23 protein-coding genes and 1 pseudogene are annotated in these 23,993 nt (G+C 36.5%); 9 read left to right on the top strand and 15 right to left on the bottom strand.

Annotated elements, in window-relative coordinates:
- Positions 1 to 59: 59 nt before the first annotated feature.
- The 3 genes from CVD27_RS02795 to CVD27_RS02785 form a co-directional block, all read right to left on the bottom strand.
- Positions 60 to 1,283 carry an aminotransferase-like domain-containing protein gene (locus CVD27_RS02795; protein WP_101646375.1) on the bottom strand — a complete coding sequence of 408 codons (1,224 nt, stop codon included), beginning with the start codon at positions 1,281 to 1,283 and terminating at the stop codon, positions 60 to 62.
- Between the two features lie 561 nt (positions 1,284 to 1,844).
- Complete coding sequence (locus CVD27_RS02790) at positions 1,845 to 2,045, bottom strand: cold-shock protein (RefSeq protein WP_101646374.1); 201 nt, start codon at positions 2,043 to 2,045, stop codon at positions 1,845 to 1,847.
- A 643-nt stretch (positions 2,046 to 2,688) separates the two neighbouring features.
- A complete protein-coding gene (locus CVD27_RS02785; protein WP_101646373.1) occupies positions 2,689 to 3,189 on the bottom strand; it encodes a DinB family protein in 501 nt (166 codons plus the stop codon).
- Positions 3,190 to 3,634: 445 nt separating this feature from the next.
- On the opposite strand from CVD27_RS02785, the gene CVD27_RS02780 reads away from it, so the two are divergent.
- The gene (locus CVD27_RS02780; protein ID WP_101646372.1) at positions 3,635 to 4,396 is read left to right on the top strand and encodes an SDR family oxidoreductase; all 762 of its coding nucleotides are present in this window, start codon (positions 3,635 to 3,637) and stop codon (positions 4,394 to 4,396) included.
- 391 nt (positions 4,397 to 4,787) lie between these two features.
- Here CVD27_RS02780 and CVD27_RS02770 read toward each other — a convergent pair whose 3' ends face one another.
- Together CVD27_RS02770 and CVD27_RS02765 are read right to left on the bottom strand one after the other, a co-directional pair.
- A complete protein-coding gene (locus tag CVD27_RS02770) occupies positions 4,788 to 5,186 on the bottom strand; it encodes a VOC family protein (RefSeq protein WP_101646371.1) in 399 nt (132 codons plus the stop codon).
- A 93-nt stretch (positions 5,187 to 5,279) separates the two neighbouring features.
- Positions 5,280 to 5,720, bottom strand: coding sequence for a CoxG family protein (locus tag CVD27_RS02765; RefSeq protein WP_101646370.1), 441 nt, complete (start codon positions 5,718 to 5,720; stop codon positions 5,280 to 5,282).
- Between the two features lie 332 nt (positions 5,721 to 6,052).
- Here CVD27_RS02765 and CVD27_RS02760 point away from each other — a divergent pair, with 332 nt between their 5' ends.
- The 4 genes and pseudogenes from CVD27_RS02760 (at position 6,053) to CVD27_RS28975 (ending at position 8,628) form a co-directional block, all read left to right on the top strand.
- Positions 6,053 to 6,373 carry a hypothetical protein gene (locus CVD27_RS02760; protein ID WP_101646369.1) on the top strand — a complete coding sequence of 107 codons (321 nt, stop codon included), beginning with the start codon at positions 6,053 to 6,055 and terminating at the stop codon, positions 6,371 to 6,373.
- A 488-nt stretch (positions 6,374 to 6,861) separates the two neighbouring features.
- Positions 6,862 to 7,260 carry a YkvA family protein gene (locus CVD27_RS02755; RefSeq protein WP_101646368.1) on the top strand — a complete coding sequence of 133 codons (399 nt, stop codon included), beginning with the start codon at positions 6,862 to 6,864 and terminating at the stop codon, positions 7,258 to 7,260.
- Between the two features lie 471 nt (positions 7,261 to 7,731).
- Positions 7,732 to 8,097 (top strand): annotated as a pseudogene (locus tag CVD27_RS28585) (MFS transporter); the annotation flags it as partial.
- 279 nt (positions 8,098 to 8,376) lie between these two features.
- Positions 8,377 to 8,628 (top strand): hypothetical protein, encoded by a 252-nt coding sequence (locus CVD27_RS28975; protein WP_180960125.1) that lies wholly within the window; start codon positions 8,377 to 8,379, stop codon positions 8,626 to 8,628.
- Positions 8,629 to 8,889: 261 nt separating this feature from the next.
- Here CVD27_RS28975 and CVD27_RS02735 read toward each other — a convergent pair whose 3' ends face one another.
- From CVD27_RS02735 to garD, 5 genes are all read right to left on the bottom strand, one after another.
- Positions 8,890 to 9,483 (bottom strand): nucleotidyltransferase family protein, encoded by a 594-nt coding sequence (locus tag CVD27_RS02735; protein ID WP_101646366.1) that lies wholly within the window; start codon positions 9,481 to 9,483, stop codon positions 8,890 to 8,892.
- Between the two features lie 132 nt (positions 9,484 to 9,615).
- Positions 9,616 to 11,955 carry an outer membrane protein assembly factor BamB family protein gene (locus tag CVD27_RS02730; RefSeq protein ID WP_101646365.1) on the bottom strand — a complete coding sequence of 780 codons (2,340 nt, stop codon included), beginning with the start codon at positions 11,953 to 11,955 and terminating at the stop codon, positions 9,616 to 9,618.
- A 214-nt stretch (positions 11,956 to 12,169) separates the two neighbouring features.
- A complete protein-coding gene (locus CVD27_RS02725; protein ID WP_101646364.1) occupies positions 12,170 to 13,615 on the bottom strand; it encodes a DEAD/DEAH box helicase in 1,446 nt (481 codons plus the stop codon).
- A gap of 318 nt (positions 13,616 to 13,933) precedes the next feature.
- On the bottom strand, positions 13,934 to 14,116 hold the full coding sequence (locus CVD27_RS02720) for a hypothetical protein (RefSeq protein ID WP_374703036.1): 183 nt from the start codon (positions 14,114 to 14,116) through the stop codon (positions 13,934 to 13,936).
- A 180-nt stretch (positions 14,117 to 14,296) separates the two neighbouring features.
- Complete coding sequence (gene garD / locus CVD27_RS02715; RefSeq protein WP_101646363.1) at positions 14,297 to 15,811, bottom strand: galactarate dehydratase; 1,515 nt, start codon at positions 15,809 to 15,811, stop codon at positions 14,297 to 14,299.
- A gap of 124 nt (positions 15,812 to 15,935) precedes the next feature.
- Here garD and CVD27_RS02710 point away from each other — a divergent pair, with 124 nt between their 5' ends.
- Positions 15,936 to 16,850: a LysR family transcriptional regulator gene (locus CVD27_RS02710; protein ID WP_101646362.1), complete on the top strand. Its 915-nt coding sequence runs from the start codon at positions 15,936 to 15,938 to the stop codon at positions 16,848 to 16,850.
- A 125-nt stretch (positions 16,851 to 16,975) separates the two neighbouring features.
- Here the strand turns inward: CVD27_RS02710 and CVD27_RS02705 are convergent, their stop codons facing one another.
- Positions 16,976 to 17,440, bottom strand: a complete 465-nt coding sequence (locus CVD27_RS02705) for a phage tail protein (RefSeq protein ID WP_101646361.1) — start codon at positions 17,438 to 17,440, stop codon at positions 16,976 to 16,978.
- Positions 17,441 to 17,462: 22 nt separating this feature from the next.
- A complete protein-coding gene (locus CVD27_RS02700) occupies positions 17,463 to 17,948 on the bottom strand; it encodes a GyrI-like domain-containing protein (RefSeq protein WP_101646360.1) in 486 nt (161 codons plus the stop codon).
- 110 nt (positions 17,949 to 18,058) lie between these two features.
- Here CVD27_RS02700 and CVD27_RS02695 point away from each other — a divergent pair, with 110 nt between their 5' ends.
- Positions 18,059 to 19,021, top strand: coding sequence for a helix-turn-helix transcriptional regulator (locus tag CVD27_RS02695; protein ID WP_101646359.1), 963 nt, complete (start codon positions 18,059 to 18,061; stop codon positions 19,019 to 19,021).
- A gap of 147 nt (positions 19,022 to 19,168) precedes the next feature.
- Positions 19,169 to 20,173, top strand: a complete 1,005-nt coding sequence (locus tag CVD27_RS02690; protein ID WP_101646358.1) for a DUF3231 family protein — start codon at positions 19,169 to 19,171, stop codon at positions 20,171 to 20,173.
- A gap of 220 nt (positions 20,174 to 20,393) precedes the next feature.
- On the opposite strand, the gene CVD27_RS02685 is transcribed toward CVD27_RS02690, so the two are convergent.
- The 3 genes from CVD27_RS02685 to CVD27_RS02675 all read right to left on the bottom strand — a co-directional run bounded on the left by CVD27_RS02685 (position 20,394) and on the right by CVD27_RS02675 (position 22,643).
- Positions 20,394 to 20,783, bottom strand: a complete 390-nt coding sequence (locus tag CVD27_RS02685; protein ID WP_101646639.1) for a rhodanese-like domain-containing protein — start codon at positions 20,781 to 20,783, stop codon at positions 20,394 to 20,396.
- Positions 20,784 to 21,148: 365 nt separating this feature from the next.
- Positions 21,149 to 21,604, bottom strand: coding sequence for a C40 family peptidase (locus CVD27_RS02680; RefSeq protein ID WP_101646357.1), 456 nt, complete (start codon positions 21,602 to 21,604; stop codon positions 21,149 to 21,151).
- A gap of 253 nt (positions 21,605 to 21,857) precedes the next feature.
- A complete protein-coding gene (locus CVD27_RS02675; protein ID WP_101646356.1) occupies positions 21,858 to 22,643 on the bottom strand; it encodes an arylamine N-acetyltransferase family protein in 786 nt (261 codons plus the stop codon).
- Between the two features lie 460 nt (positions 22,644 to 23,103).
- Between CVD27_RS02675 and CVD27_RS02670 the strand changes: the two genes are divergently transcribed.
- The gene (locus CVD27_RS02670; protein WP_101646355.1) at positions 23,104 to 23,802 is read left to right on the top strand and encodes a VIT1/CCC1 transporter family protein; all 699 of its coding nucleotides are present in this window, start codon (positions 23,104 to 23,106) and stop codon (positions 23,800 to 23,802) included.
- The last annotated feature ends 191 nt before the right edge of the window (positions 23,803 to 23,993 follow it).

Below are 23,993 nucleotides of genomic sequence, written 5' to 3'. Positions count from 1 at the left end.
TAAAACAATTATACCTTTTGTACCTATTGATGAGTATCCGTGTAGGATTCTGATTCTTTTCAATTCATTTTTTTCGAATATCCTATAAGAGTTGTTTCTTTTTCTATTTCACGATACAGCACTTCTCCCATTCGCTTAATCCCTTCAATAATTTTCTCTTTAGGCATATTCGAGTAATTTAACCGTAAAGTGCTTTTCTTTGTACCATTCGGAAAAAATGGGACTCCAGGAACAAACGCAACATTATTTTCCAAACATCTAGCGAATAATTTCCCAGAATCAACAGACTCAGGAAGCTCTATCCAAATAAATAATCCACCTTCTGGCATACTATAGTTTATATTTTTCGGAAAAAATTCATTGATACAAGATAACATAGCTGTGCATCTTTCTTTATAAACAGCTTTGATTTTATTAATGTGCTCTTCGATATTGTAAAGTTCCAAATACTTAGCTGTAATTCTTTGAGCAAAGCTGTCAGTATGCAAGTCAGCTGTTTGTTTAAAAGAAACATACTTATCAATAAAACGTTCGCCTGGACAAATCCATCCAAGTCGAAGACCGGGAGTAAAAATTTTAGAGAAGGTACTTATATAAATTACTCTGCTCTCTGTGTCAAAATGTTTCACAGGTGGGAGGGCCTCTCCCGCAAATCTAATGGCTCCATAGGGATTATCCTCTACAATCAGTACATCATATTGATTAGCGAGCTCGATCATTCTCTTTCGTCTTTCGAGCTTTAATGTGCGGCCTGTAGGGTTTTGGAAATCTGGAATCGTATAGATAAATTTTGTGTTAGGATGCTCTAGTAGCTTTTTCTCTAACTCTTCCATAACCATACCTTCATCATCCATAGCTACTTCAACAAATTTGGCATTATATGACTTGAATACGTTAATTGCTGCAAGATAGGTTGGGCTTTCACAAATAATAGTATCTCCCTCATTGATAAATAATCTTCCAGTAAGGTCGATTGCCTGCTGGGATCCTGAAGTGATAAGAACATTTTCAATAGTTGAGTTAATCCCAATAACTTTCATCCTTTGACAAATAGCTTCTCTTAAAGGAATATATCCTTCAGTCGTACTATATTGAAGAGAAGCCTCACCTTCTTCATTCAATACAGCATTGCATGCAACCTTAAGAGCTTCTACAGGAAACAACTCTGGAGCTGGCAGTCCTCCCGCAAAAGAGATGATTTCTGGTCTTTCTGTTATTTTCAATATTTCACGTGTCTCAGAAGGTTTTACTAAATGAGTTCTCTCAGCAAATTTATTTTTCAATTATAATCATTCCTTTTTTATTTGTGTATTGACAATTATTTTTTAAGTTTAATAGATTCCTTTACTCTAAAATACCCTGAATTTTCAGTTACTTTTTAATAGACCTTAACATCATTTAACCCTTTCTAGAAAGCTAATTCTATTTCTAAAATCCTCCAACTAGATTTCAAACATCTTAACACGCACAAAAAAAACAGACAACATTATAATTGTATGGCGAACAATACAAATGATAAAAATGGTCCACTTCCAACAGATGCACTTAGCAAACCCTTTAACTCATTCAACAGTTTTAAAATCATTATTTAGATCCGTTTGTCCTACAACATTATTACCAGATTCTTCAATACCCTGACTTGTTACAACAACATCTTCTGTGGTCACTTTAGTCGATTATGAAAAACAGACCGCTCGAATTAGGTTTTTCAATATTTATATGTTACACGCTTTTTACCATTTGATTTACTGTTTTCAGTTTCCCCACTCATTCTTAAGTAGGGTTCTTTATTTTATGCATAAAAAAACAGACTCCAAAGAGGAGTCTGTTAATTATTTTTTGGATTAAGCTTTATGAACGTTAGCCGCTTGAGGTCCACGGTTACCTTGCTCAACGTCAAAAGTAACTGATTGACCTTCTTCAAGAGTTTTGAAGCCTTCGCCTTGGATAGCCGAGAAGTGAACAAACACATCTTCTCCACCTTCGCGCTCGATGAATCCGAAGCCTTTTTCGCTGTTAAACCATTTTACTTTTCCATTTTCCATTTTTTGGTTGCCTCCTAGTATGTTACACACACAAAATATTACTATCCTTGCTCTCAGTGATCATCAAGACGAAATTCACCGAACAAAAATATTTATTAAAGAATATCACTAATTAAAAGCGTTTTCAAGTTTACAGTTTTTCGACCAGTTAAGTACCTCATTGGATAGTTTTAAAGAGAGATTAAAAAACATTAGAAATTTTTTGCTTTTAATTGCTCATTCTTCGGATTGCGAATGCAAACCATTTCCGCCATCTCCGTATCGATTTCGTGTAGGTATGGAAATTCATAGGCGGAGTATTTCCTGCTAATGTAAATAGGGGAAGCTTTAGAAGAGGATATAAGAGGAGATATTCCGATTAACTGTTCTAAAAAAGTCAAAATCCAAAGATTTGGATAATATTAACGGAAAAACTCCCCTTATTTTTAAGAAAATATGGGTATTTCCCAATTTAGCCGGAATTATACCGCTTATTTTTTATACACTTTGAACTCAACATTCATTTCCTTTTACATTACATTTTTAGTGTTTGCGATAGTTAACGGAACCCGTTACACAACTATAATACTCTTATATAAACGCATCCTTTACTTAAATAAGAAAACAGGTTATCCAAAACAATCCTATCCTCAACTTATACCCGTCACTTAACAAGCTTTTGTTCTAACTCATCTTTTTGGCGTAGGTGATGACGAAAATGCATACCAACCAAATCATACCATTCCCTTGCATTCAGCCAGCCGAACCCTCCATGCTCGACTTTATAATTTGGGTTTATAGTATCCACTTTCGATTCCCATTGGCTCAACCTTCGAATTACTTGATCCATTCTACTAATAAGATCATCTTTGCTATCTGAATTATTAGGTGGAGTATTTAGTTCATCTGGTAATTTAATTTTAATTGGTGGAAACCCTCCGATTTTATATAAATGCTCACCAAACTCCGTTTTCCCAAGGGGGTGTTCATCATTTAAGGTGGCACATGTTTCCATATTATCTAGATACTCATGGGCAACAAGGATTAAATGGTCATACATTTGCCCAATAGACCAAACTGTCTCTTCAGATTTATATCTTAGATGTTCCAATGAGTAATTATTAAGCTCATTTTTGTAAGTAGTAATCAGTTTAAGTTCACTCAATTTAATTCCTCCTTTACATTAATTAACCCATATCTAAAACTTTTACTTTTTTTGTATATGTAACTAATTATTCAATATTCGATAACAAATACCTTCTCCAACAAATCTTCCCGTAAGCATAATAAGAAAACGGAATGCTGCAGCCATCCCCTCTTAAATATAAGTACTCGTTAGTTTAAGTTCACCTTTTCACATTGTGACTATATGTCTGAATTCTTTAACTTGTACAAAATCAAATATTTTTTAGTTTTTTTGTTGACTTAAACCATGGTTTAAGTCGTATTATAGTCCTGTTGACAAGGAAAGATAAAAATTGGAGGTCTCCCGATGAAACATGTTCAATTAGCATAGCTGCAGCAAAATGCAATATTACAGAATTAACTTACATTATAATGAAAAAATGTTTTTATTAAGTGAAATAAATATTTGGAAAAGAGGAACTAAAATGAAACTTTCAGGAAATACAATCCTTATTACAGGTGGAAGTGCTGGAATAGGATTAGCTTTCACAGAGCGCTTTATAAAAGCTGGAAATAAAGTCATCGTTACTGGACGACGTGAAAATGTACTTCAAAATGCGAAAGAAAAATTCCCGGACCTTATTACTCATGTAAGTGATTTGAACACTGAATCTGAGCGTGTATCATTGTTTGATTGGGTAACAGAGAACTATCCAGAAGTGAATGTGTTAGTAAACAACGCAGGGATTCAACAACGTTTTAATGTATTAAAAGCAGATGCGAAGAACGATTGGAGTTATTTCAATAAAGAAATCACAACCAACATTGAAGCACCTTTTCATTTGTCTATGCTGTTTGCTCCATTTTTTGCTAAAAAAGAAGAGGCGACTATCATTAACGTCACATCTGGGTTAGCTTTTACTCCGTTTGCCATTGCGCCAATCTATTCAGCAACGAAAGCGGCACTTCATTCATTTACAATGAGTCTACGTCACCAGCTTTCTGACTCATCTGTAGAAGTTATTGAAGTTGCTCCTCCGGCAGTGAATACAGATTTAGGCGGAGCAGGGTTGCATACTCATGGAGAACCGTTAGAAGAATTCGCAGATGGGATTTTTAAAGGATTAGAAGAGGGTAAACAAGAAATTGGATATGGTACTTCAGTAGAACGACTACGAATGTCAAGAGATAAAGTCGATGAACACGTAGCCAATATGTACAATGCAACGAAAAATACAATTGAATAACTATCTTTGATTTATGTTGGAACATGAAAAACAAAACTTGCTCCACAGTAGCAAGTTTTGTTTTTTATTTGTCATTCCTTTTTCAACTAATCTTCCCGTTTGTGGAACATGAAAAAGGAGACGCAACTACCACTCCTATTTTTATATTCGATGTGAGATTTGGTTGAAACGCTACCTGGACAACCGCCAAGATAAGGCCCCCGCTATTTTTGTAACTGAACGACATCCTCATAGAATGAGCATTGCCCAAATGAGATATATTATCAGGCGAGTTTCAAATCAATCGGGTATCAATAAAATAAAGCCTTTAGATAAAATTAGGTATTACCCTTTTGGAAGTAATACCCCTATACCTAATGTATTTTTTTATTTATTAATTTCCCGAAAACATTTACATAGGAAGATTTAGTTGCCACGAAACCCCGAAGCGGTCATTTACCCAACCAAACTTTTTACTGAAACCATAATTATTTAAAGGCATAAGTGCTTGTCCACCTTCATTAAGTTTTTCATAAAAATTATCAAGTTCTTCTTCTGTATTACAAGTAACAAAGATTGAGAAAGAAGGTGTAAAGGAGAATTGATGTTTTAAATAACTGTCAATACACATAAATTCTTGTCCTTTTAAGGTAAAAGTAGCCTGCATTACCGTGCCTTCTGGTCCAGCTTCATTAGCCCCATATCTAACAATGTTTGTAATTTGAGAATCCTCAAAGATGGATGTATAAAAATTCATCGCTTCTTCTGCGTTGCCATCTTGAAACATTAAAAATGGTGTTACCTTCTCCATTTTTATCCGCCTCCTAATTTACTCTTTATCATTACATTAATATATCAGATTGTTAACACCTTTGCTTATGAAGAGATTTTCAATCCTTGACAACTATGAGAATACTGCAATTTTACGTGCGATAGATTCTGTTAAACGAGATGCTACTTTGGGAACAGCCCATTTTATAATTGGTGTTAACACCGCACCCGATAATCCGCCTGCATGGACTTCCACCCTACAAGTCATTGTTGTTTTACCATTAACATCTTCTGAGGTAAAGTGACCGCTTCCTGTAAAATTATCTGATAAACCTTTTAGTTCAAACTTAATATTTGACGGTTCATTCCATTCGGTAATATCTACCTGCGCTTGGATTGTTTTTTTAATACCTTTCACACTACCTTCAAATGTCCAAATAGATTGCTTGTCATTTATGACTTCATGTTCTTTATAGGCTGGTACTGTCGTTGCCCATTTTTCAAGATCACTGACATAATCCCAAACTGCTTGTACTTCTACTGGAATTTCTACTGTATGTGTTCCTGTTGCCATTTTGATTCCCACTTTCACTATGTATGAATTGTAAATTTATACTTTTACAAAATATAATTATTACATAAAAGACATAAACTTACATCACTAATTACACATAACTTTCCTTCTTCTAATAATCTTATTATTTGAAGAACTGAAATTTACCAATCCTCCACGATCTGGACCGATTATGAAAAAAAGCTAATGATGATTGTTCAACTAAATGCCCAGTTAACACAATATGAAAACAGGATTGTTACAGCAATCTATTTCTTTTGTGACAGGTGTCGCGCTCTTTCGTATAATAATAATTGTGGAATGCAAATCAATAAATAAGATGGTGTGCTGTTATGAGAATAAATTTATCAGATAAACAAACCGCGGAAATCAAACGAATAGTTCAAAAAGAACTTTTGTTAAAAGGAATCGAACCAACAGATGAATATCTATTTATCCATTGTTTTTCGAAAATACATAAGGAAACCGTCTATTTTCATCTGTTAAACGAAAATGATACGTTGATTATCCGCTGCTATGCACGCGTGTTTGACAACTTAGGACTGAGCGAGATAATCATAGGCACAGCCAAAAATGTATTTGAATATGTGGCAAACCTAACCGGAATACAAAACACAATATATATAGAAAACGGGATTGAATTTAAAATTTAGTCTCTGTAAAAATAAATGTAGACTTTTATATAGTAATAGGTGAACCTTTATTTGTTTAGGTCCCCATTCTTCTTAAACAAATGCCCTCGATAGTTTAAGGACACTTCTTCACAAGCTTACTTTTAAAATAGCAATGTGTTAAATGTGTTAGAAAACCAAGGACAGTGGATTTATTTAGGGAGAAATAACATTGAGTTTCCTAAAACGCTAATTTCAACTGAAGTTAATGGTGGCTTCGAACTAAGATAGACTATAACTTGGTAGAGCTTTGGGTCTCCCAGATTCCATTTGCTTCAGTAGAAGTTTCTAAATCTAAGGAATTTCCCTGAATAGCCGGCATTTCTAAAGCTCTGATGTCCCTTTTGGCAAACTCTTCTGTATAATAATTAGCGACTTCAGAGAGAGAAGCATTAGTATCGACAACAATTGATATTCCCCTCTTTAGTTCATCGCTCCTAAATGTTTTAATAGATACAAGGGGGAGTTAGATGGAGCAACAAAATACTTTAACAAAGTTAAAAAAATACGCAAGAAAACTGAAACAAAATTTATTCGTACTTTATTTATCATACAAAGATCATAGAGTTCCTTGGTACGCTAAATTGGTTGCTATATGTGTAGTTGCTTATGCCTTTAGTCCTATCGATTTAATCCCTGACTTCATTCCTGTATTGGGTTATCTCGACGACCTAATTATTGTTCCGCTGGGCATTTCATTAGCACTAAAATTAATACCACCTTACATTATTAAAGAAAACAGAGAAAAGGCTGAAGAACTTAGGAAAAATGGGAAACCAAAAAACTGGTTTGTTGGCGGATTATTCATTCTGATTTGGATTTTACTTGCGTTTTGGGTTAGTAAATTTTTATACGGTATATTTCATTGAAAATAGTTATTAAATAACATTTAGGGATATGCTTCTTTACATATCCCATCTTCAACATCCTGCACCTTTAGTGCAATAATCAAAAAAAGGATCGCGGCAGCCATCCCAATCTTTAACTCTTGAAGCAGTTAAACATAAGCACCCAGTTTGTTCAATAAACAATGTAAATTACCTTCTCAATTGAATATCGAGCAAATTCAAAAACTTTTTTTGATTTTTCTCATTCCGAACAATTTTTTTTACTCGAAAATTGCTTTGCAAATAAGCTCTTACATATTTATTTGTAAAAAAAAGTTTATGATACTTTTCATCTTCATATATCCTTTTAAACCAATCTTGGTGTTTTAATATTTCGATGTTTTTGTCAATTTTTTTTGTATTTAAAACTGTACTACTTCCAGCGAAGAATGGACCTAATAAATCAAATATAAAGTCAATTATAAAGTCAAACAATCTAAATCCACTCCAACTTTAACATATAGTTTCTTTATTTGCGGGCTTTCAACAAGCCGTTTAATTGGTACCCATTTTGTTTCTTACTGTATTAGTTTTGGAATACCACCAACTATTATTATCTCAAGACAAATTTTCGGCACGAAAAAAAGTGGAATCGTTTATGGTTGGATTTATGCATCTCATCAGGCAGGTGCTGCTACAGCTGCCTATGGAGGGGGGCTAATCTATAAATTTTTCAACACTTATACGTGGGCATTCTTCTTGGCAGGAGTTTTCTGTGTATTAGCAAGCTTATTTGTCATTATTATAAAAAGGCAACATTCAAGTAATATAAATAAAGGCTCAATTATGTCCAATGCAATGAAAAATACAATTGAATAACTGTCTTTGATTTAGGTTGGAACAAGAAAAAACAAAACTCGCTCAACAGTAGCGAGTCTGGTTTGGTTTCACTTACAAAATTTCATTATACGCAAGTAAACGATTGAATTTGCCTTAGGCTAATTCCGAAATTTACCCATCTAGATCCAGTCCAACGATATCCTGAAACAGAGTGTCGACCAATAAATGTCGGATAAAACCAAAATTGCTCAAAACCTCTTAACCAAACATAGGTATATCTGTGTAAACATCTGACCATACTGCCTGGGTCTACTGCAAATGCTCCTGCATGTTGCGTTTGTTGAGGAACAACAGATGGGGGTGGAGATGTTGGTGGTCCAGCTTCAAGATCATGATGACCTGATGGTGGTGGAGTTGGAGCATGAAGACCAGGAGGTGGAGCAGACGGAGGTTGAAACCCGCCAAAATGTCTTGGATCATGGGTCGAATAGTAATCTGATTGGAATGGAGCAGCAGATAGATAACCATCTTGAATATATGGAATATTATAGTATTGATGTATATGACTAGGATACATAAAATGCACTCCCTACAAATTAATTTTACATCAACATTATATTCTTTGGTTATCAACCTATAAACTTGTTCCACAAAAAATGTGTATTTTACTTGAAAATCCTAATAGGGCTTTATGACTGGAAGCCAAAGATAGTAATTTAGGCTTTAAAATAATAGCTACCGGAATTTCTTCCTATCCTGTCCAAACTCTCCTCTGGTGAGACACATGACGCTTGGAGTATCCGATTCTTTGTGCCTTAAGAGCATCAAAGTTTACGAAAAAGAGCCAAAATAATAATCAATGGCTTTTTGGTAATCCTCCTGCGTATCAACATCCATTATTACTCCCTGGTCATCTACATTCACGTATTCTTTTTCGTACCCATTAAGGACCGCACGCAAATTACTTTCTGAATTGGTTCCGAGAATTTTCTGTTTCACTTGTTTTGATAATTTGATAGGGTGGCCCCCTTTATACTGAAAGCTGGGAATCACTACGTTTCCTTTGTGTTCTGCTAATAGAAGAACGGTCTCATTTTTTACAAGCGGACAATCTCCGGGTGTAATAAAGAAGGTCGTGGCATTAACTTCGTTGCAACCCTTTTGAATGGAAGTAAACATTCCTTGATGAAAGTTTTCATTATAAACATACTTCAGCTTAAATGAAAAGGCATTTTTATGGCGGATTTTTGCCATTTCCTCTTGGATGATTTCCGCTTTAAACCCGGCTACAATGATGACCCTGCTGCATATTCCTTCAAATTTAGAAATCGTTTGCTCTAACACAGACCTATGCCCCAATGGCAAAGTCATTTTATACGCATTCGCTCGACAGGAATAACCAGCAGCTAAGACGATCGCTTCCATGCTTGTCACCTTCTATATCCATTTAATGATACATCTATTATTCTTGTAAGTTTATTCCCACTCTACCTTGAATATGTACTAACCAATGTATTAATTGAAAAAAGAGAGCCTTAGCTCTCTTTCTCAATAGATTTATTTCACAATGGTCAATTTTTGCCCAATATAAATGGGTTGGTTTACATCGAGATTATTGGCTTTGACTATCGAGTCAACCGTTACACCATACTTCTGGGCGATCTTCCAGAGAGTATCGCCGGAAACAACGGTGTAAACAAAAGTTGTTACAATGGGAAGAGTAACAATATATTTAGCTACATAACCCTGATCTGAATAAATGGTGTCTTTCTTATACTCTACTAAATACCAGTCCCCGAGCGCGGAAATAATTTTAATATCTGTATTCATCGGCAGTACAATTTTTGACGCATACTGGGTTCCAGCAGAGGTTCTCACGTTGGCGTTTGTCCTGGTCTTAGCATTGTCAATCGCTTGGATCTCCTGATTGGATGGAACTTTTATTAATGGTTTGAAGATAAATCCGTTCAGTACTGAGCTGATTATCCTGTACTCTACCTGATACCAATCACCCGTTTCACCTGTTATGATCACCTCAGAACCAGCAGGGATGGTCGTTAGGATGGTACTTTGTGTGTCTGCTGCCGTACGGAGATTTGAATTTTTTACAGTTAAACCAAAACCTTCCGTTATTTGAATGACCTTGTCACGCGCATCATACATATTCGTATTTCCAGCGAGATCTATGAGCTTGACTACAGGATGGTAATTTCCACGGATTACGTTAAAGCCCCTGCTATTTTTTCCATCCCAATAGAAATTAGATGTCCCCTTCAGGTGACGTCCCCATCCGATTGTTTGAACTGACTGCCCACTTTCATCGACAATCGTTACATCCATATCTGCATCTTCGCTGATTGCAACCGGTATGTTAATTTGATATTTCCCATCTTGAACAGAAAGCTGGTTCAATGCTTGTAAATCAATCGTTGCCGTTGGCTTGACTGTATCTATTTGGGTTGGTTTTGGCACTGCGTACGTGTAAAGGATTTGATTAGACTCTGTTACAAAAATGGTGTCATCGATGACGCCTATTGGCCGTACGCCAACACCGCCAGTAGGAGTAGAAAGCTGAAGGGTTGAATAAATAAGCTGTCCATTGGTTGTATTAAAGAATTTTATTTTGTTGTAATTCTCCAATATGATTTTGTCTGATGCAACGACCATTCCATCTGAACCTCTAATGGTCTGAAGTCCGCCTGCAACAAACTGCTCGGCATATAGGGTCTTCCATTTTTGGATTCCTGTATTTTTATCAATTGCGTAAATATTCGTATCATCAAGGACAATGACCGAATCAGTTGTTACAGAAAGGGGCTGCGTAAAGATACCTGTTGGGCTAAACTTCCACAAAGTCCTTCCTGTTGCTGCATCAATAGCTAGAATATTCCTTGTTGTATTTTTCAAATCCAAATAAAGCTTTTCCTCTTTATATACAGGAGCTCCGTAGATGGACGCCCCTGCAGCAACATCCAATGTCCAAAGTACAGTGCTCGAAGCAGAATCAAACGCATACATTTTTGAAGTCATTTGAACCGGGTTCCGTATATTGGCATACAGGCGGTTGCCACCTGCAGCCAAAACACCTGCTATTTGTTCATTTGTTTTAAGGGTATAATTCCATTTACTTTGACCGTTTTTGGCATCAACAGCTCCAATTCCTTCAAGACCCGCAGTGTTTCGGGTGTAAAAAAATAATGTATTTTGGTCTATTAAAAGCCGATTGGCAAACGTATCAATACTCCATAAAATCTGCGAAGAGGTGCCGTTATCCTGAATAGCATAAAGTTTATTCATGGTGGAAGCGTATATCACTCCATCTTTTGCAATCAAATCAAGAAAAGCATCCTGGTTTTCTGTTGAAAAATCCCACTTCTCTTGATAGGTGTCCAAGTTGGTTGCAGAAAGAATTTTTTTCTCAATCCGTTCCACAGAATACAGCTGATTTTGGTCTACACTAAACAGGGATGAAGCATTTTTAAATGGATCTTTCTTTAAGGTCATCTCCACGGGCAATGTGGCGGTCGAATAATTTGTATTTCCCTGGTCCCCTAAATGCATTTGCCAGTTTTGGCTATCAGCCCGTAAATCCTGATTCCTTACGAGCCTTTTTAGTTCCATTAGCTTTTGCATTAAATGTTCATTTTGAGCTTTTAATGCATCATAATCACTCGTTACATGAAAAGCCATTTGTTTTTCGTCCCAATGAACCCTTGCTCCTATTCTTGTAAACTCCGATATCGGTAAATATACGAATGGATACTGTGCGTTATTCGGGAAAAATTGTAGAACAGGATAGCCCAGTGTATTTACTTCCGTCCCATTTACATAAATGGGTCTATCTGCTAGATAAGCCGTAACAGGCGTATATTGTCTATAAGGGTTGAAAAACCTCATGTTTGAACATCACACCTCCATTATTGTGCACTTATCATCTTATGCACATGTACCTATGTGGTGCTGTGATGTCGTTTAGAGAAGAAAGACGTATTGTAGAAAGAAATAGACGTCTCTCTTATAAAATGGCCAACGGTTATACGAGAGACATCCCTCAAAAAACACCTATAATCTAACCTTTTTATGTGTGGCGGAACATCCTTGCTTGTTTTGATTATTTAAGGGCTTTACTCACTTTTAACTTCTTTCCCTTTATGGTTGCGTTCTCCATCGCTTGTAAAACGAGCGAGCCTTTTCCATTCAGTATATCAACATAGGACATTTGATCTTGGATTGTAATTATCCCAATATCATCTGCAGTTACTCCTGGAATTTTCGCAATCGTTCCAACCAAATCTACTGCTCGGATCTTCTTCTTTTTTCCACCGCTAAAATATAGTTTCATGATATCTTGGTTTATTCTTGCTGTTTTATTATTTCTTACGACTCGACGGCCGCTGATTTTTTCTTCGAAAGCAGCCTTCTTACCAGCAATTTCATGTGGCTTGGGTGCATCCATTATGGGAATTTCAAAGCCAATATACCGTTCAATGTCTTTGACGAATTTCCCTTCATAAGGTGTCGCAAACGTAATCGCTTTTCCTTTATTACCTGCGCGACCGGTACGGCCTGTTCGGTGGACATAACTCTCTTTTTCCATTGGAACATCATAGTTGATAACAAGTGTCACATTGTCAATATCAATTCCACGTGCAGCTACGTCGGTGGCAACTAAATAACGGAAATTCCCCATTTTGAAACCGTCCATTACTGCAAATCGATCTTGTTGTTCTAATCCGCCATGGAGTCTTTCACAAGAATAATGAGCTTCTTCCAATTCGGCAAAGACAGTTTCGACGTGTTCTTTTGTTCGGCAAAAAATAAGGCAGCTGTCTGGATTTTCAACCACGGTAATGCCTTTCAGGAGTGTAATTTTTTCATCATCCATCACTTCGATTAGACGATGTTCTATTGTATCCGTCGTAATCCCGGCAGCCTCAATCTCGACATTAATAGGATTTTCCATATATTTATAGCAGAGATTTTCAACATCTTTAGGCAATGTTGCCGAAAAAACCATAGTTACTCTGTTTAAAGGGAGTTCATTTATAATTGCTTCTACTTCATCAATAAAACCCATATTAAGCATTTCATCTGCTTCATCAATAATTAGATACTTAATTTTATCTAAAACCAAGGTTCCTCTTTCAATATGATCCAACACACGTCCTGGGGTACCAACAACTACATGGGTTTTTTGTTTCAACTCTTCCTTTTGTTTCGTAAAAGGTTCTTTTCCGTAAACTGCCATTGCTTTGAGCCTTTTAAACCTTCCGATATTCGTAATGTCTTCGCGAACCTGAGCAGCCAGCTCTCTGGTCGGGGTAAGAATTATGGCCTGTGGCGATTTTTCTTCCCATTCAATCATTTCGCAAAGAGGAATTCCAAAGGACGCAGTCTTGCCGCTGCCTGTTTGCGATTTTACAACAAGATCATGTTTTTCCAAAGCTAATGGAATCACTTTGCTCTGAACTTCTGTCGGAGCTTCGTATTTTAATATCCTCAAAGATCTTTTGATTTCAACACTTAATTTATAATCGTCAAATCTGGTTTCACTCATGTATAGACCTCGTTTATTTATTTTTATCCCGCTTATCTATAGATTTCTCTCAAAGAAATATCATATGCATAATCTGAATATGGTTCATTATACTTGAAACTTTCGCTCATATAAACATTTCAAACGATTCTTTCACGTTTCTCTCATTTGTGAACTTATACCTTCCTAAACGAATATCCTGTGGTTGTTTGCATGACCTCCATGAAAATAGCCTCTTTTGCCTTATTGGGTTTCCCAACATAGCAAAAGAGGCTTCACAGTTTGTCTAGTAGTACCCTACACAATTTATATAATCGAGTAGAGGGAAAATAAGTTAACTTATTTTCCACCAAGAACTTTGTTCATGCTGCCGCTCTGATAACCAATTAAATCCAACGTTATATATTTGTAACCGAATTCTTGAAGTTTTCTTTCAATCGAGTCATGATTTTCAAGAATTATCTTCATATAAGCCGGTTCTACCTCGATACTAGCAATATCCTGATGTATCCGTACCCTCACCTGGCGGATATGAAGGGATTTTAAATACTCTTCCGATTTTTCAACCTTGATAAGCTTTTCTTTTGATTTTAATCATTCTTGGGATGTTTATACCTCTGAATAATTTCTCCATTTCAATACCTCTTTTCAAAAGGTAATAGCATATGTTGATCAGCCAATCAAAAAGTATTCATCCTTTAATCAGGTTATTGGTGCTGGATTGAACAGGGTAAAATCATTATAAATTTCGTATTCTTCTGCAAAAGTTTGTTTTCTTCCGCTGGCAACATCGATAATTTCATTGAATAATAGAGTTCCAATTTCTTGAATGGTTGCTTCACCTGTAGCAATTGGCCCTGCATTCACATCAATTAAGTCTTGCCACATATCTTTCATGTCATTTCTTGAACATACTTTAATCACTGGAGCAGTTGCTAATCCATACGGAGTTCCTCGTCCTGTCATAAAAACTTGGAGTGTAATTCCACTAGATAACTGGCAAGAGCCACATACAAAGTCACTGGCTGGGGTGGCAGCAAAAATCATCCCCTTTTTCGTTGGTCGTTCTCCTGGTGAAAGAACTTCTACAATCGGAGATTTACCAGATTTAGCAATCGAACCCATTGCTTTTTCCACAATATTTGATAGACCACCCTTTTTATTTCCAGGTGTTGGATTCGCTGAACGGTCGACTTGACCATTATTTAGGTATTGATCATACCATTTCATCTCATCAGCTAATTTTTTGCCAACTTCTTCGTTCACACAACGCTCTGCAATAATATGGACGCCGTCACGGACCTCAGTTACTTCAGAAAACATAACGGTCGCACCTGCATTGACTAACATATCGGCAGCAAAACCTGCGGAAGGGTTCGCTGTTACACCTGAGAAAGCATCACTTCCACCGCATTGTAATCCAATGCATAACTCAGATAGAGGCAACTCAACACGAACTCTTTCATTCAATTTTTTCAATTTGTTTTCTGCCATTCGAATTATTTCTGCCATGATAGCCTGATGGCCCATTTCATTTTGAAATATTACTACATTGTCGGGAGTGTTATATTCCTCATCCAACAACATTTCTAATGTTAGTTTTTCACATCCTAAAGAGATGATCATCGTCTCTCCACCGAAATTCGGATGTTTGACCATGTTTTGCAGCATTCGAATCGGGATTTTTGCTTCAGGGGCATTGATGGCGACACCGCATCCATAGGTATGATTGATCTCTACCACATCATCTACATTTGGATACTTTGGAAGAAGTTCTTGTTTGATTCGCTTTACCGCGTTATTTAAAATACCTGTTACACATTGAACAGTAGTAACAATTCCCAATATATTTCTTGTGCCTGCATACCCACGGTTTTTGTTTGGATACCCCATAAACGTTCTAACTGGCGGTTCTGGCAGATCTTTAATCAAATTGGTTGCAAACTCCATCTCATCCAATGCTGGAGGGATTGGGAGCTTCAACATATGTTCATTGATCCAGTCGCCCTTTTTAATAGAATGTAAGGCATATCCTAATGTGACGCCATATCGAATGATCGGTTCACCTTCTCCAATATTGCATAAGGCAATTTTATGCCCTTGAGCAATATCCTGATTTGCTGGAATAGCATCCATGACAATGGTGCCTGCTGGGATGGCATTTACCGTAATGGCAACGTTATCATTCTCATTGATTTTTATATAACGATTTCCCACTGCGACTCCTCCTAAACTCTTGTTCTATTCTTAAAACCATTGTACTCTTAGATCATAAATAAAGTAAAAGTGGTTATTTTTAGAATTCTATTAAAAAAACTAAGAGTAATAAGGAGAATTTCATATGGATTTAAAACAGGTGGAATATATGATTAAAATCGCTGAGGAAAACAATATTACAAAAGCGGCCGAAAAACTATTTATCACACAATCAGCATTAAATCAGCAGCTCTTAAAATTAGAAAAAGAGCTGGGAACGCAGCTTTTTGTTCGTTCAAGAACCAATTGGCATCCAACACAGGCAGGAGAAATTTATATTAAGAATGCCAAAAAAATGGTACGTTTGAAAAAAGATACCTATAACCAAATTAATGATCTACTGGATATAAAAAAAGGAAAGCTTAGTATTGGCTTAACTCCTGAACGCGGTCCTGAAATGTTTGCTTCTATCTATCCTGCTTTTTATAAAAAGTATCCAAATATAAAAGTGGAACCCATTGAAATGCCGGTGAAACAACAACAGCATGAAATATCCATGGGGAATCTTGATATTGGATTTTTAACCTTGCAACATTCACAAAAAACCAATGATGAATATATCTATTTCTGTTCGGAAGATATTATTTTAGCCGTTCCAAAAGCGCATCCCCTTTCCCATATAGGAGGAAAACTTGGTGATAAACTGCCCGAAATAAGCTTATACCGTTTTAAAAACGATACCTTTGCCCTAATGCAAAAAGGATCCACTCTTCGAGAAATTTATGATCATCTCTCTACCGACGAAGATTTTAATCCAAATATATTGTTAGAAACAAGGAGCGGCCATAACTTATACAATATGGTTGCTGAAGGAATATGCTGTTCCATCATTCCAATGGCTTATGCCCAACCTAACTCTAACGTCTCTTATTTTTTAATCAAACAAAAACCTGTTTGGGAAGTATGTGCCTCTTATAAAAAAGGCACCTATTTAAGTAATCCTGCTAAAGAACTTATTAAGATTGCCAGTGATTATTGGTCCAATAGATTAAAGCATTGAAGGGATTGGGATTGTTGAGGGTGAAAGCTATTTTATTTCCTAAAGAGAAAATAGCTTTCACTCATTTTAATGAAGAAAAAGGATGAGAAAATACATAAAATGGTTGGATTTCTCCACTTGCTCTTTTAATATTCTCCTTTTATTACAAAATATGAGCCCCGAATGGTTCCAGCTAGTTTAGACTTCTGCCTAGCAAACTTAAACTTCCCTTCTAACTCCTTTGGTACCTCCATCCCCTCAGAAAGCTTAAAACCAACGGCCCGCTTCTTAGGGTCATCAACCGTATACATAACGTTGATCCCAAGACCGTCCTCATAAAAGACATAGGCAAATTTAATATTTTCCACTTGAAAACGCGACGTTTCTAAAGGTTTGGCCGCAAACTCAATATCACGTTCTTCTTTCAAAATCCGGTTCACATAATCAAGGGTCTCCTGGCTTTCACTAGCTGGCTCAACCGTAAATTCATGCTTATATTTATTCATAAAGTAACGGGCTTCATTAGCACGTAAACCAGCAAGCGCTTCTACTACAGGTGAAGATTCGAAACCAACCGTAGACACATTTTTAAAATCAATGATATAAGACATTTCCATCCCTCCAGCTCTCTATTTATTTCCTAACAACAGGAATCCAGAATTCACCAAAAATTAAGCCGTTTCGCTGCCCCATCTCAACCATTGCGTTTGGCCCGCCGACATAGGTAAAATTCTTTGCTTCTGGCAAGACTTGACCAAAAGCAATGCCAGTAAGTTTATTATTCAATTCATCAGCCGACTTCGCTTCCCCTTTAACTACTAGGTATTCCCCCTTAGGAAATTGGATAACTCTGGCTTCTTCTGGTGCTGGTTCAGAAGCCTCTATCATGACGCCAGCATAATGCATCATCTTATTATTCACTGCTTCGTTAACGGCAAAAACGTAGTCATTTGTGGCTCTTGTCTTTAAAGCGTCAAGCCTTCCATCTTGGCTGAAGGCCTGCCAAAAGTCTGATTTTTCCTTGTTTATGCCAGCAAAGTCTCTGTAATCGCTCTTAAGTTCCGTTCCAAAACCTAAAACGGTAAAGCTGTCTTTTTCTACAAGGGTATAATCTGCCATATTCAAAACCTTCCTTTTTTTTAAATTAATCAAATGATTTGTCTTCTTCACTTGATAGATATATCATAGCCTTAAATCATGTCAAAAAATGATACTGTTTAGGAGTCCTAATGAAAAAAGTTGAACGGATTAATGTGATCATGCGGTATATCAACAACCGCTCCCACTTTACCATTTCTGAAATCATGCAAGAATTTAATATCTCTCGTTCGACAGCTATTAGAGATATCAGAGAAATTGAGACCATGGGAATGCCTCTTGTCGCTGAAGTCGGAAGGGATGGGGGTTATTTTGTCATGCACAACTCTGTCCTCCCCGATGTTCACTTTACAGATAATGAGGTCAAAGCTCTTTTTATTGCCTTTATGGCCACAAGAAATCAACAACTCCCCTATCTAAAGAGTCGTCAGTCTTTAGCTGAAAAATTACTAGGCCTGCTTTCAGAATATCAGCAAGAGGACCTTGTTCTTTTAAATCAAATCTTGCTATTTGAAGGGACCAACCCTAAGAATCCTGACCTTCTTGATCTGTCAGACCTCCCTCATCCCATGTTAGAAAAACTCATTCAAATCCTTCTTTTGGATCGGTATTTATTGGTTACCATTCAAGAAGAGAAGGTAATCAAGTCTTATCCAATTTATCTCTTGCACCTTTATCAGGAAAAAAGCCTTTGGCTGATTGAAGGCTTTGACTTAAAGGAAGAAAAGAAGCAGATTTTTCCTGTCGACAATCTCACCCAGGTCGAACCCTACCCGACCAAAAAAAGATTAAGTAAGAAAAAGATTTTAGAAATTCTAGGTCAGCAGGAAGAAGTAATCAATCTTGTCCTTGAACTTGGTCCAACAGCGATTGCCCAGTTCAAAAAATACCACCCTTTAAAAGTTTCAATTTCCTATACGAATCCTTATCAATCCACAGCCATTCTAAGGACTTTTATTAATGTTAGTAAGCCCGAAGAATTGACCGAAATAACAAATTGGCTGCTTTTTCTAGGTGAGGATATCAAGGTCAGGGAAATGCCAAAAGAAATCTCAGAAGGTTTAAAAGATCGATTATACTTATACTGCCCATAAGCAGCGGCCAGTTTTCAGTAATACCCAATTTTCCGATCCTGTTCTGTCCGCAATTCTTCTATCAACTACATATGTTTATTCCTCCAAATAAACTAAGAAAATCATACTCACTTCTGAAATTGCAAATAATACTTTGGAGGTGATGATGTGGAAACGGAAAAATTAAAACTTACATCTTCTGAAATAGGTTCCTTATGGGGTGAGTATATTAACGGAACAGCCACAGATGTAGTAAATAGATATATGTACTCAATTATTGAAGATGAGGCAATAAAAGCGGTTTTTCATGATGCTATTCAGACATTCGAAAAACAGAAGAAACAGATGAAAACTTTTATTGAAAATGAAGGGTTTCCTGTTCCAATTGGATTTAATGAAACCGACCTGTTTGTAGGAAAACAGAGATTGTTTACGGATGCATTTTGCTTGAATTATTTAAACATAATGACTATACATGGATTATTAGGGCACAGTACTGCATTAGGCATTTCTGTAAGAAAAGACCTAAGGGATTTTTACGACGCATGCGATAACGATGCTAAAAAACTATATCATCAAACTATTGAGTTATTGCTTGAAAAAGGACTTTTCCAAAGAGACCCTTTATATTATTCGTATGACCATCCTGAATATATATTAAGCAAAGATTTCAAAGATGGTTATTTTGGGAAAGGCAGAACACTTTCAGCAACGGAAATCATAAGTATTTCTTTAAACCTCAAAAAAAGTATTATGGCAAAAACTCTTTCTATTGCATTCAGCCAGGTAGCGAAATCGAAAGAAGTTAAAAAATTTTTAAAGGATTCTGTAAAAACTGCTGATGGACAAATAAAAGCTTTTGCAAAGATTATGCAAGCGGATAACCTACCAGTTCCAAAATCTTGGGAAACAGAAGTTTCAATGTCAACTGACTCTCCATTTTCCGAAAAATTATTAATGTATCACATGGGATTTTTATTTCAAGCTGCACAAAATTATCATGGGGCAGGGCTGGCATTATCTATGAGAACAGACCTTGTCACCACTTACGAGTCAACCATTTTACAAAATCTAATGGTTACAAAAAGCTGGTTTGATATTATGGTAAAAAACAGATGGTTAGAACAACCTCCACTTGCACCTAATAGAACAGAGCGCGCGAAACAAAAATGACCACAAATGCCCTTCCAAATTGGTTGGGCATTTGTGTAAATCATTCTTCCACTAATCGGCCACGTTAGTAGAACAACCTTTACAAGAGGAACACCAATTTGTTCAAGACGCTTTATATTCTCGTTTAGATTTTAAGTGCAATCATTCACAATATCGACCATAAAAAAGACGAGCACTACCATGCCCGCTAATTCTTGATTTTTTAAAAGTGTATAAAAAACTACTCGACTTCAAATCCTGCTTCTTTCCAAGCAGTTGTTCCGCCTTCTATAAAAGCAACATCTTCAAACCCCATCTGTTTTAAGAGATAGGCACCTAGTGCTGCCTGTCCTCCAGCTCCACAGGTGATGATAACAGGACGTTTTCTATCCGCTAACCTTTCATCACGCAGATGCTCCGGTACTAGCAAATCTGCTCTTATTGGGAGCATTCCTAACGAAATATTAGCACTACTCGGAATAAGCCCACATGCTCCCGCATCAGCTGCATCCTGCACATCAATAACCAATGTGTTCGGATTTTTATTTATTTTTTCTCTTGCCTCCTGAGATGAAATTCCTTGGACATTATTTCGTGCTTCTGTGACCATATCTCTAAAAGACTTTGCCATGTTTTTAACCCCTTTGTTTAAATTTTGAATTTTTCTGTTAGACATGACCAGGAATTCAAGAATTATCAAGTCCTGGGAATGGTCCTTTTTTACCATTTTATCACTTTAATTCAGAACGTAACTTTATTAATTTTCCTCAAAATGAATGAATTAATTCCTATTCATTTTTGTGGTAGCTGTAGTGGAAATTTTTAACTTTGGTGATTACTATCAATGAAATGTGTTATTCCATCCAGCTATCTCTTCTCATGGATATACCACCTCTAAGAACAAAGTAAAAATTTCAATTACCCTATTTTAGGATAGGATTTTCAGAAAAGAAAAAAATATTAAATAAAAAAAGAGACCATCGTCACCGATGATCTTTACACTCGCTTTGCTCCAATATATCTAGAATGCCAATATGGGTTGCTTGTGTAGGTGATAATGACCCCTTTTGAGGAGGATGCCATGATCATTTTCCCGTATCCTATATAGATGGCAACATGAGTTGGGGCACTTGCTTTGGTAGGAGCATAGAACAGTAAATCACCTATCTGCAAATTAGATGGCCGATATCCGTTTCCATAGTACATTTGAGCAGCAGTGCGATAGAGTGTTCTTCCCGCTTTTCCGTAAGAATATTTCACAAGTCCTGAACAGTCAAATCCGCTTGGGCTGATCCCTCCCCATCGATAAGGAACTCCAATATTAGATTTTGCAATTGAAATGGCTGCTGTATGATAATTATAAGTAGCTGCTTCCGCTTTTTCACCCTTGGCGGCGAACAAAGAGCCACAAGAAGCTAGAATGGTAACGGCTATAATTAATTTCTTTAGCATGATTGTTTCCTCCTAGTGTGAGTTGATAGGTTCACTATACTAGAAAGGTATAACAGACTCATCACAACAATATGTTAATTTCATTACAAAATAATTCTAATATAACTTTAAAACACAATTATCCTGTTTAGAGCTGCTTTCTTTTTTCGATGGACTAATCCGTTAGATCAAAAAAAAAGGATCACCTAAGTGACCATCACCCTTAACAAAAGCACCACTTAGTCCCATAATGCTAGATAAGTTTAAGTGGGTTTCAATGACTTTCCATGCCAAAATTCCCTTTAATCAGCTCGTTGAACATAGTGTTGTCGATTTCTTTTGTTAGTACTTTTCCATCTATCCATTCTGTGAACGAGGTATCCGTTATAATGATGTTTCCTCGTTCTGTTAGCCTAGTCACTAATGGTTTCTTATTAAACGGAGATGCGGGATGCTCCAATATGATCTTTTGTACTTCATTTAGTTCTAAGAGATTCTTAACTACTTTTGTAGAATCAAAAGTATAACCAATCTTCCAATCATCGTGCTTATGTTTTAACTTCATATATAAAACGTAATTGCCATACTCATTGTTGGCCTTTTCCACTCTGAATTCGCCATTACTCGATTTAACTGTGTCCCCATTTAGTGGCACTGGTTTTAATGGTAAGTTACCTCCGAATCCTGTATCGACCAAATATTGTTGACCCTTGTAAGTTATTATAATGACTACATGTGTTCTTCCCGTTTTACTCCACTGTTGAACGATAGGGTCATATGTGACACCCCGAAAAAGGTTCGCATTGAAGCCATTCTCAACTAAGAATAAATAAAAAATAGAATTTAGTTCATAACACAGCCCACCCTCATTTCGAGTAAGTACTTTGTTTATTAAATTCCCTTTTGTAATGTCAGTTGTCCTGTTCTTGATGACACACAAATTTTCAAATGGGATGGCTCTAGCAGTCTTTTCAAGAATACTATCCAAATTTTCAAAGGTCACATTCTCAGTTTTTGGGACACCTATTCTATGAAGAAACAACATGTTTAACTTGTCCATTGATCATTTATCCCCCTAAATATCTAGAGTAACCTCATATTACAATTGGTTCTTTTTACAGTATTGAACTGACACAATATAAATATTGTTAACCTCTGATAATAAATAAAAAAATGGCTTTAGTTTTTGTTATTTTTATAAATGGAATGATACCATTAATAATAGCTCTGGAAGTGTAAACCTTTCTTCTGACTGAACTTTTAGTAGAACAAAAAAAGAGCTGCCACCGCAACTCCTTCTTCAACTCAAGCACCATTTTAGTTTAAGTGAAACATATTACAATCCAACTAAATTCTCCTAAATCTGAGATATTTACATGTTTTTATTAGCATAATAAGAATTGGGATTTCTACCTAGACAGCCTCACTTGTTTAACTTAAATCCCCCATTTAATTAAAACTTGTGGTGATAATCAATTTTTATTCTTTTAGTTTTACATAGTTAAATTGGAGGTGAAAAAATGGATCAACATCTACATCACGTAGAAGAACATTTTTCAGGATCTGACTTGATTCGAGATGTTGTCATTGGTATGTCAGACGGATTAACCGTACCGTTTGCATTAGCGGCTGGTTTGTCCGGTGCTGTTGATACAACAACATTGATTCTCACTGCCGGAGGCGCTGAAATTGCAGCAGGATCAATTGCAATGGGACTTGGCGGATATTTGGCAGGAAAAACAGATGCGGAACATTACGAATCTGAGCTAACCCGTGAACGGCGCGAAGTAATAGAACTACCTGATCGTGAAGAAGAGGAAGTATCTGAAATTTTCAGGGAATATGGGCTGGAAGAAGACCAAATCAAATCGATTACTAAAACCATGAAAAAGAACCCTGAAAAATGGGTGGATTTTATGATGAAATTTGAATTGGGGCTAGAAAAGCCGGAGCCGACAAGAGCTAGAAACAGTGCGATTACCATTGCTATTTCTTATATTGTCGGAGGGCTAATCCCTTTGTTTCCCTATTTCATCTTTCATAAACCTGCAACAGCGTTAATGGTTTCTGTTATTGTCACACTTATCGCCTTATTGATTTTTGGATATGTAAAAGGACGATTTACTGGAACTTCTCCGGTGAAGAGTGCTTTTCAAACAATGATTACTGGAGGACTTGCTGCAGCAGTTGCATTCGGTCTAGCAAGAATTCTCACTTGACGACTGAATTTTCGTAAGGGGTAAACGATAAATACATGCATCCCCTGCCTAATGGTGGGGGTCAATGGAGGCAATGGATATTTGCTAGCTAGATGCATTAACCTGGAAAATTACCCTATCTTACACTAAAAATGCAGATTGAGAAAGATTACCTTAAACTAACCTGCCTCTTCGTATTATAAGGTTAGCCA

This window comes from Neobacillus cucumis, assembly GCF_002860255.1.
Classification (GTDB): domain Bacteria; phylum Bacillota; class Bacilli; order Bacillales; family Cytobacillaceae; genus Neobacillus; species Neobacillus cucumis_A.
The sequence above is the reverse complement of the archived record's forward strand: the minus strand, read 5'-3'. Positions and strand labels throughout refer to the sequence as shown.

Excerpts from the sequence above, each read along its gene's own strand:
- CVD27_RS02670 (WP_101646355.1), top strand. The coding sequence starts at position 23,104 with ATGGATCAACATCTACATCACGTAGAAGAACATTTTTCAGGATCTGAC.
- CVD27_RS02700 (WP_101646360.1), bottom strand. The coding sequence starts at position 17,948 with ATGGCAGATTATACCCTTGTAGAAAAAGACAGCTTTACCGTTTTAGGT.
- CVD27_RS02790 (WP_101646374.1), bottom strand. The coding sequence starts at position 2,045 with ATGGAAAATGGAAAAGTAAAATGGTTTAACAGCGAAAAAGGCTTCGGA.
- CVD27_RS02735 (WP_101646366.1), bottom strand. The coding sequence starts at position 9,483 with ATGGAAGCGATCGTCTTAGCTGCTGGTTATTCCTGTCGAGCGAATGCG.
- CVD27_RS02680 (WP_101646357.1), bottom strand. The coding sequence starts at position 21,604 with ATGCTAAAGAAATTAATTATAGCCGTTACCATTCTAGCTTCTTGTGGC.
- CVD27_RS02705 (WP_101646361.1), bottom strand. The coding sequence starts at position 17,440 with ATGTCTTATATCATTGATTTTAAAAATGTGTCTACGGTTGGTTTCGAA.
- CVD27_RS02730 (WP_101646365.1), bottom strand. The coding sequence starts at position 11,955 with ATGAGGTTTTTCAACCCTTATAGACAATATACGCCTGTTACGGCTTAT.
- CVD27_RS02695 (WP_101646359.1), top strand. The coding sequence starts at position 18,059 with ATGAAAAAAGTTGAACGGATTAATGTGATCATGCGGTATATCAACAAC.
- CVD27_RS02765 (WP_101646370.1), bottom strand. The coding sequence starts at position 5,720 with ATGGCAACAGGAACACATACAGTAGAAATTCCAGTAGAAGTACAAGCA.
- CVD27_RS02710 (WP_101646362.1), top strand. The coding sequence starts at position 15,936 with ATGGATTTAAAACAGGTGGAATATATGATTAAAATCGCTGAGGAAAAC.
- CVD27_RS02725 (WP_101646364.1), bottom strand. The coding sequence starts at position 13,615 with ATGAGTGAAACCAGATTTGACGATTATAAATTAAGTGTTGAAATCAAA.
- CVD27_RS02770 (WP_101646371.1), bottom strand. The coding sequence starts at position 5,186 with ATGGAGAAGGTAACACCATTTTTAATGTTTCAAGATGGCAACGCAGAA.
- CVD27_RS02755 (WP_101646368.1), top strand. The coding sequence starts at position 6,862 with ATGGAGCAACAAAATACTTTAACAAAGTTAAAAAAATACGCAAGAAAA.
- CVD27_RS28975 (WP_180960125.1), top strand. The coding sequence starts at position 8,377 with ATGCTCCTGCATGTTGCGTTTGTTGAGGAACAACAGATGGGGGTGGAG.
- CVD27_RS02780 (WP_101646372.1), top strand. The coding sequence starts at position 3,635 with ATGAAACTTTCAGGAAATACAATCCTTATTACAGGTGGAAGTGCTGGA.
- CVD27_RS02675 (WP_101646356.1), bottom strand. The coding sequence starts at position 22,643 with ATGGACAAGTTAAACATGTTGTTTCTTCATAGAATAGGTGTCCCAAAA.
- CVD27_RS02685 (WP_101646639.1), bottom strand. The coding sequence starts at position 20,783 with ATGGCAAAGTCTTTTAGAGATATGGTCACAGAAGCACGAAATAATGTC.
- CVD27_RS02760 (WP_101646369.1), top strand. The coding sequence starts at position 6,053 with ATGAGAATAAATTTATCAGATAAACAAACCGCGGAAATCAAACGAATA.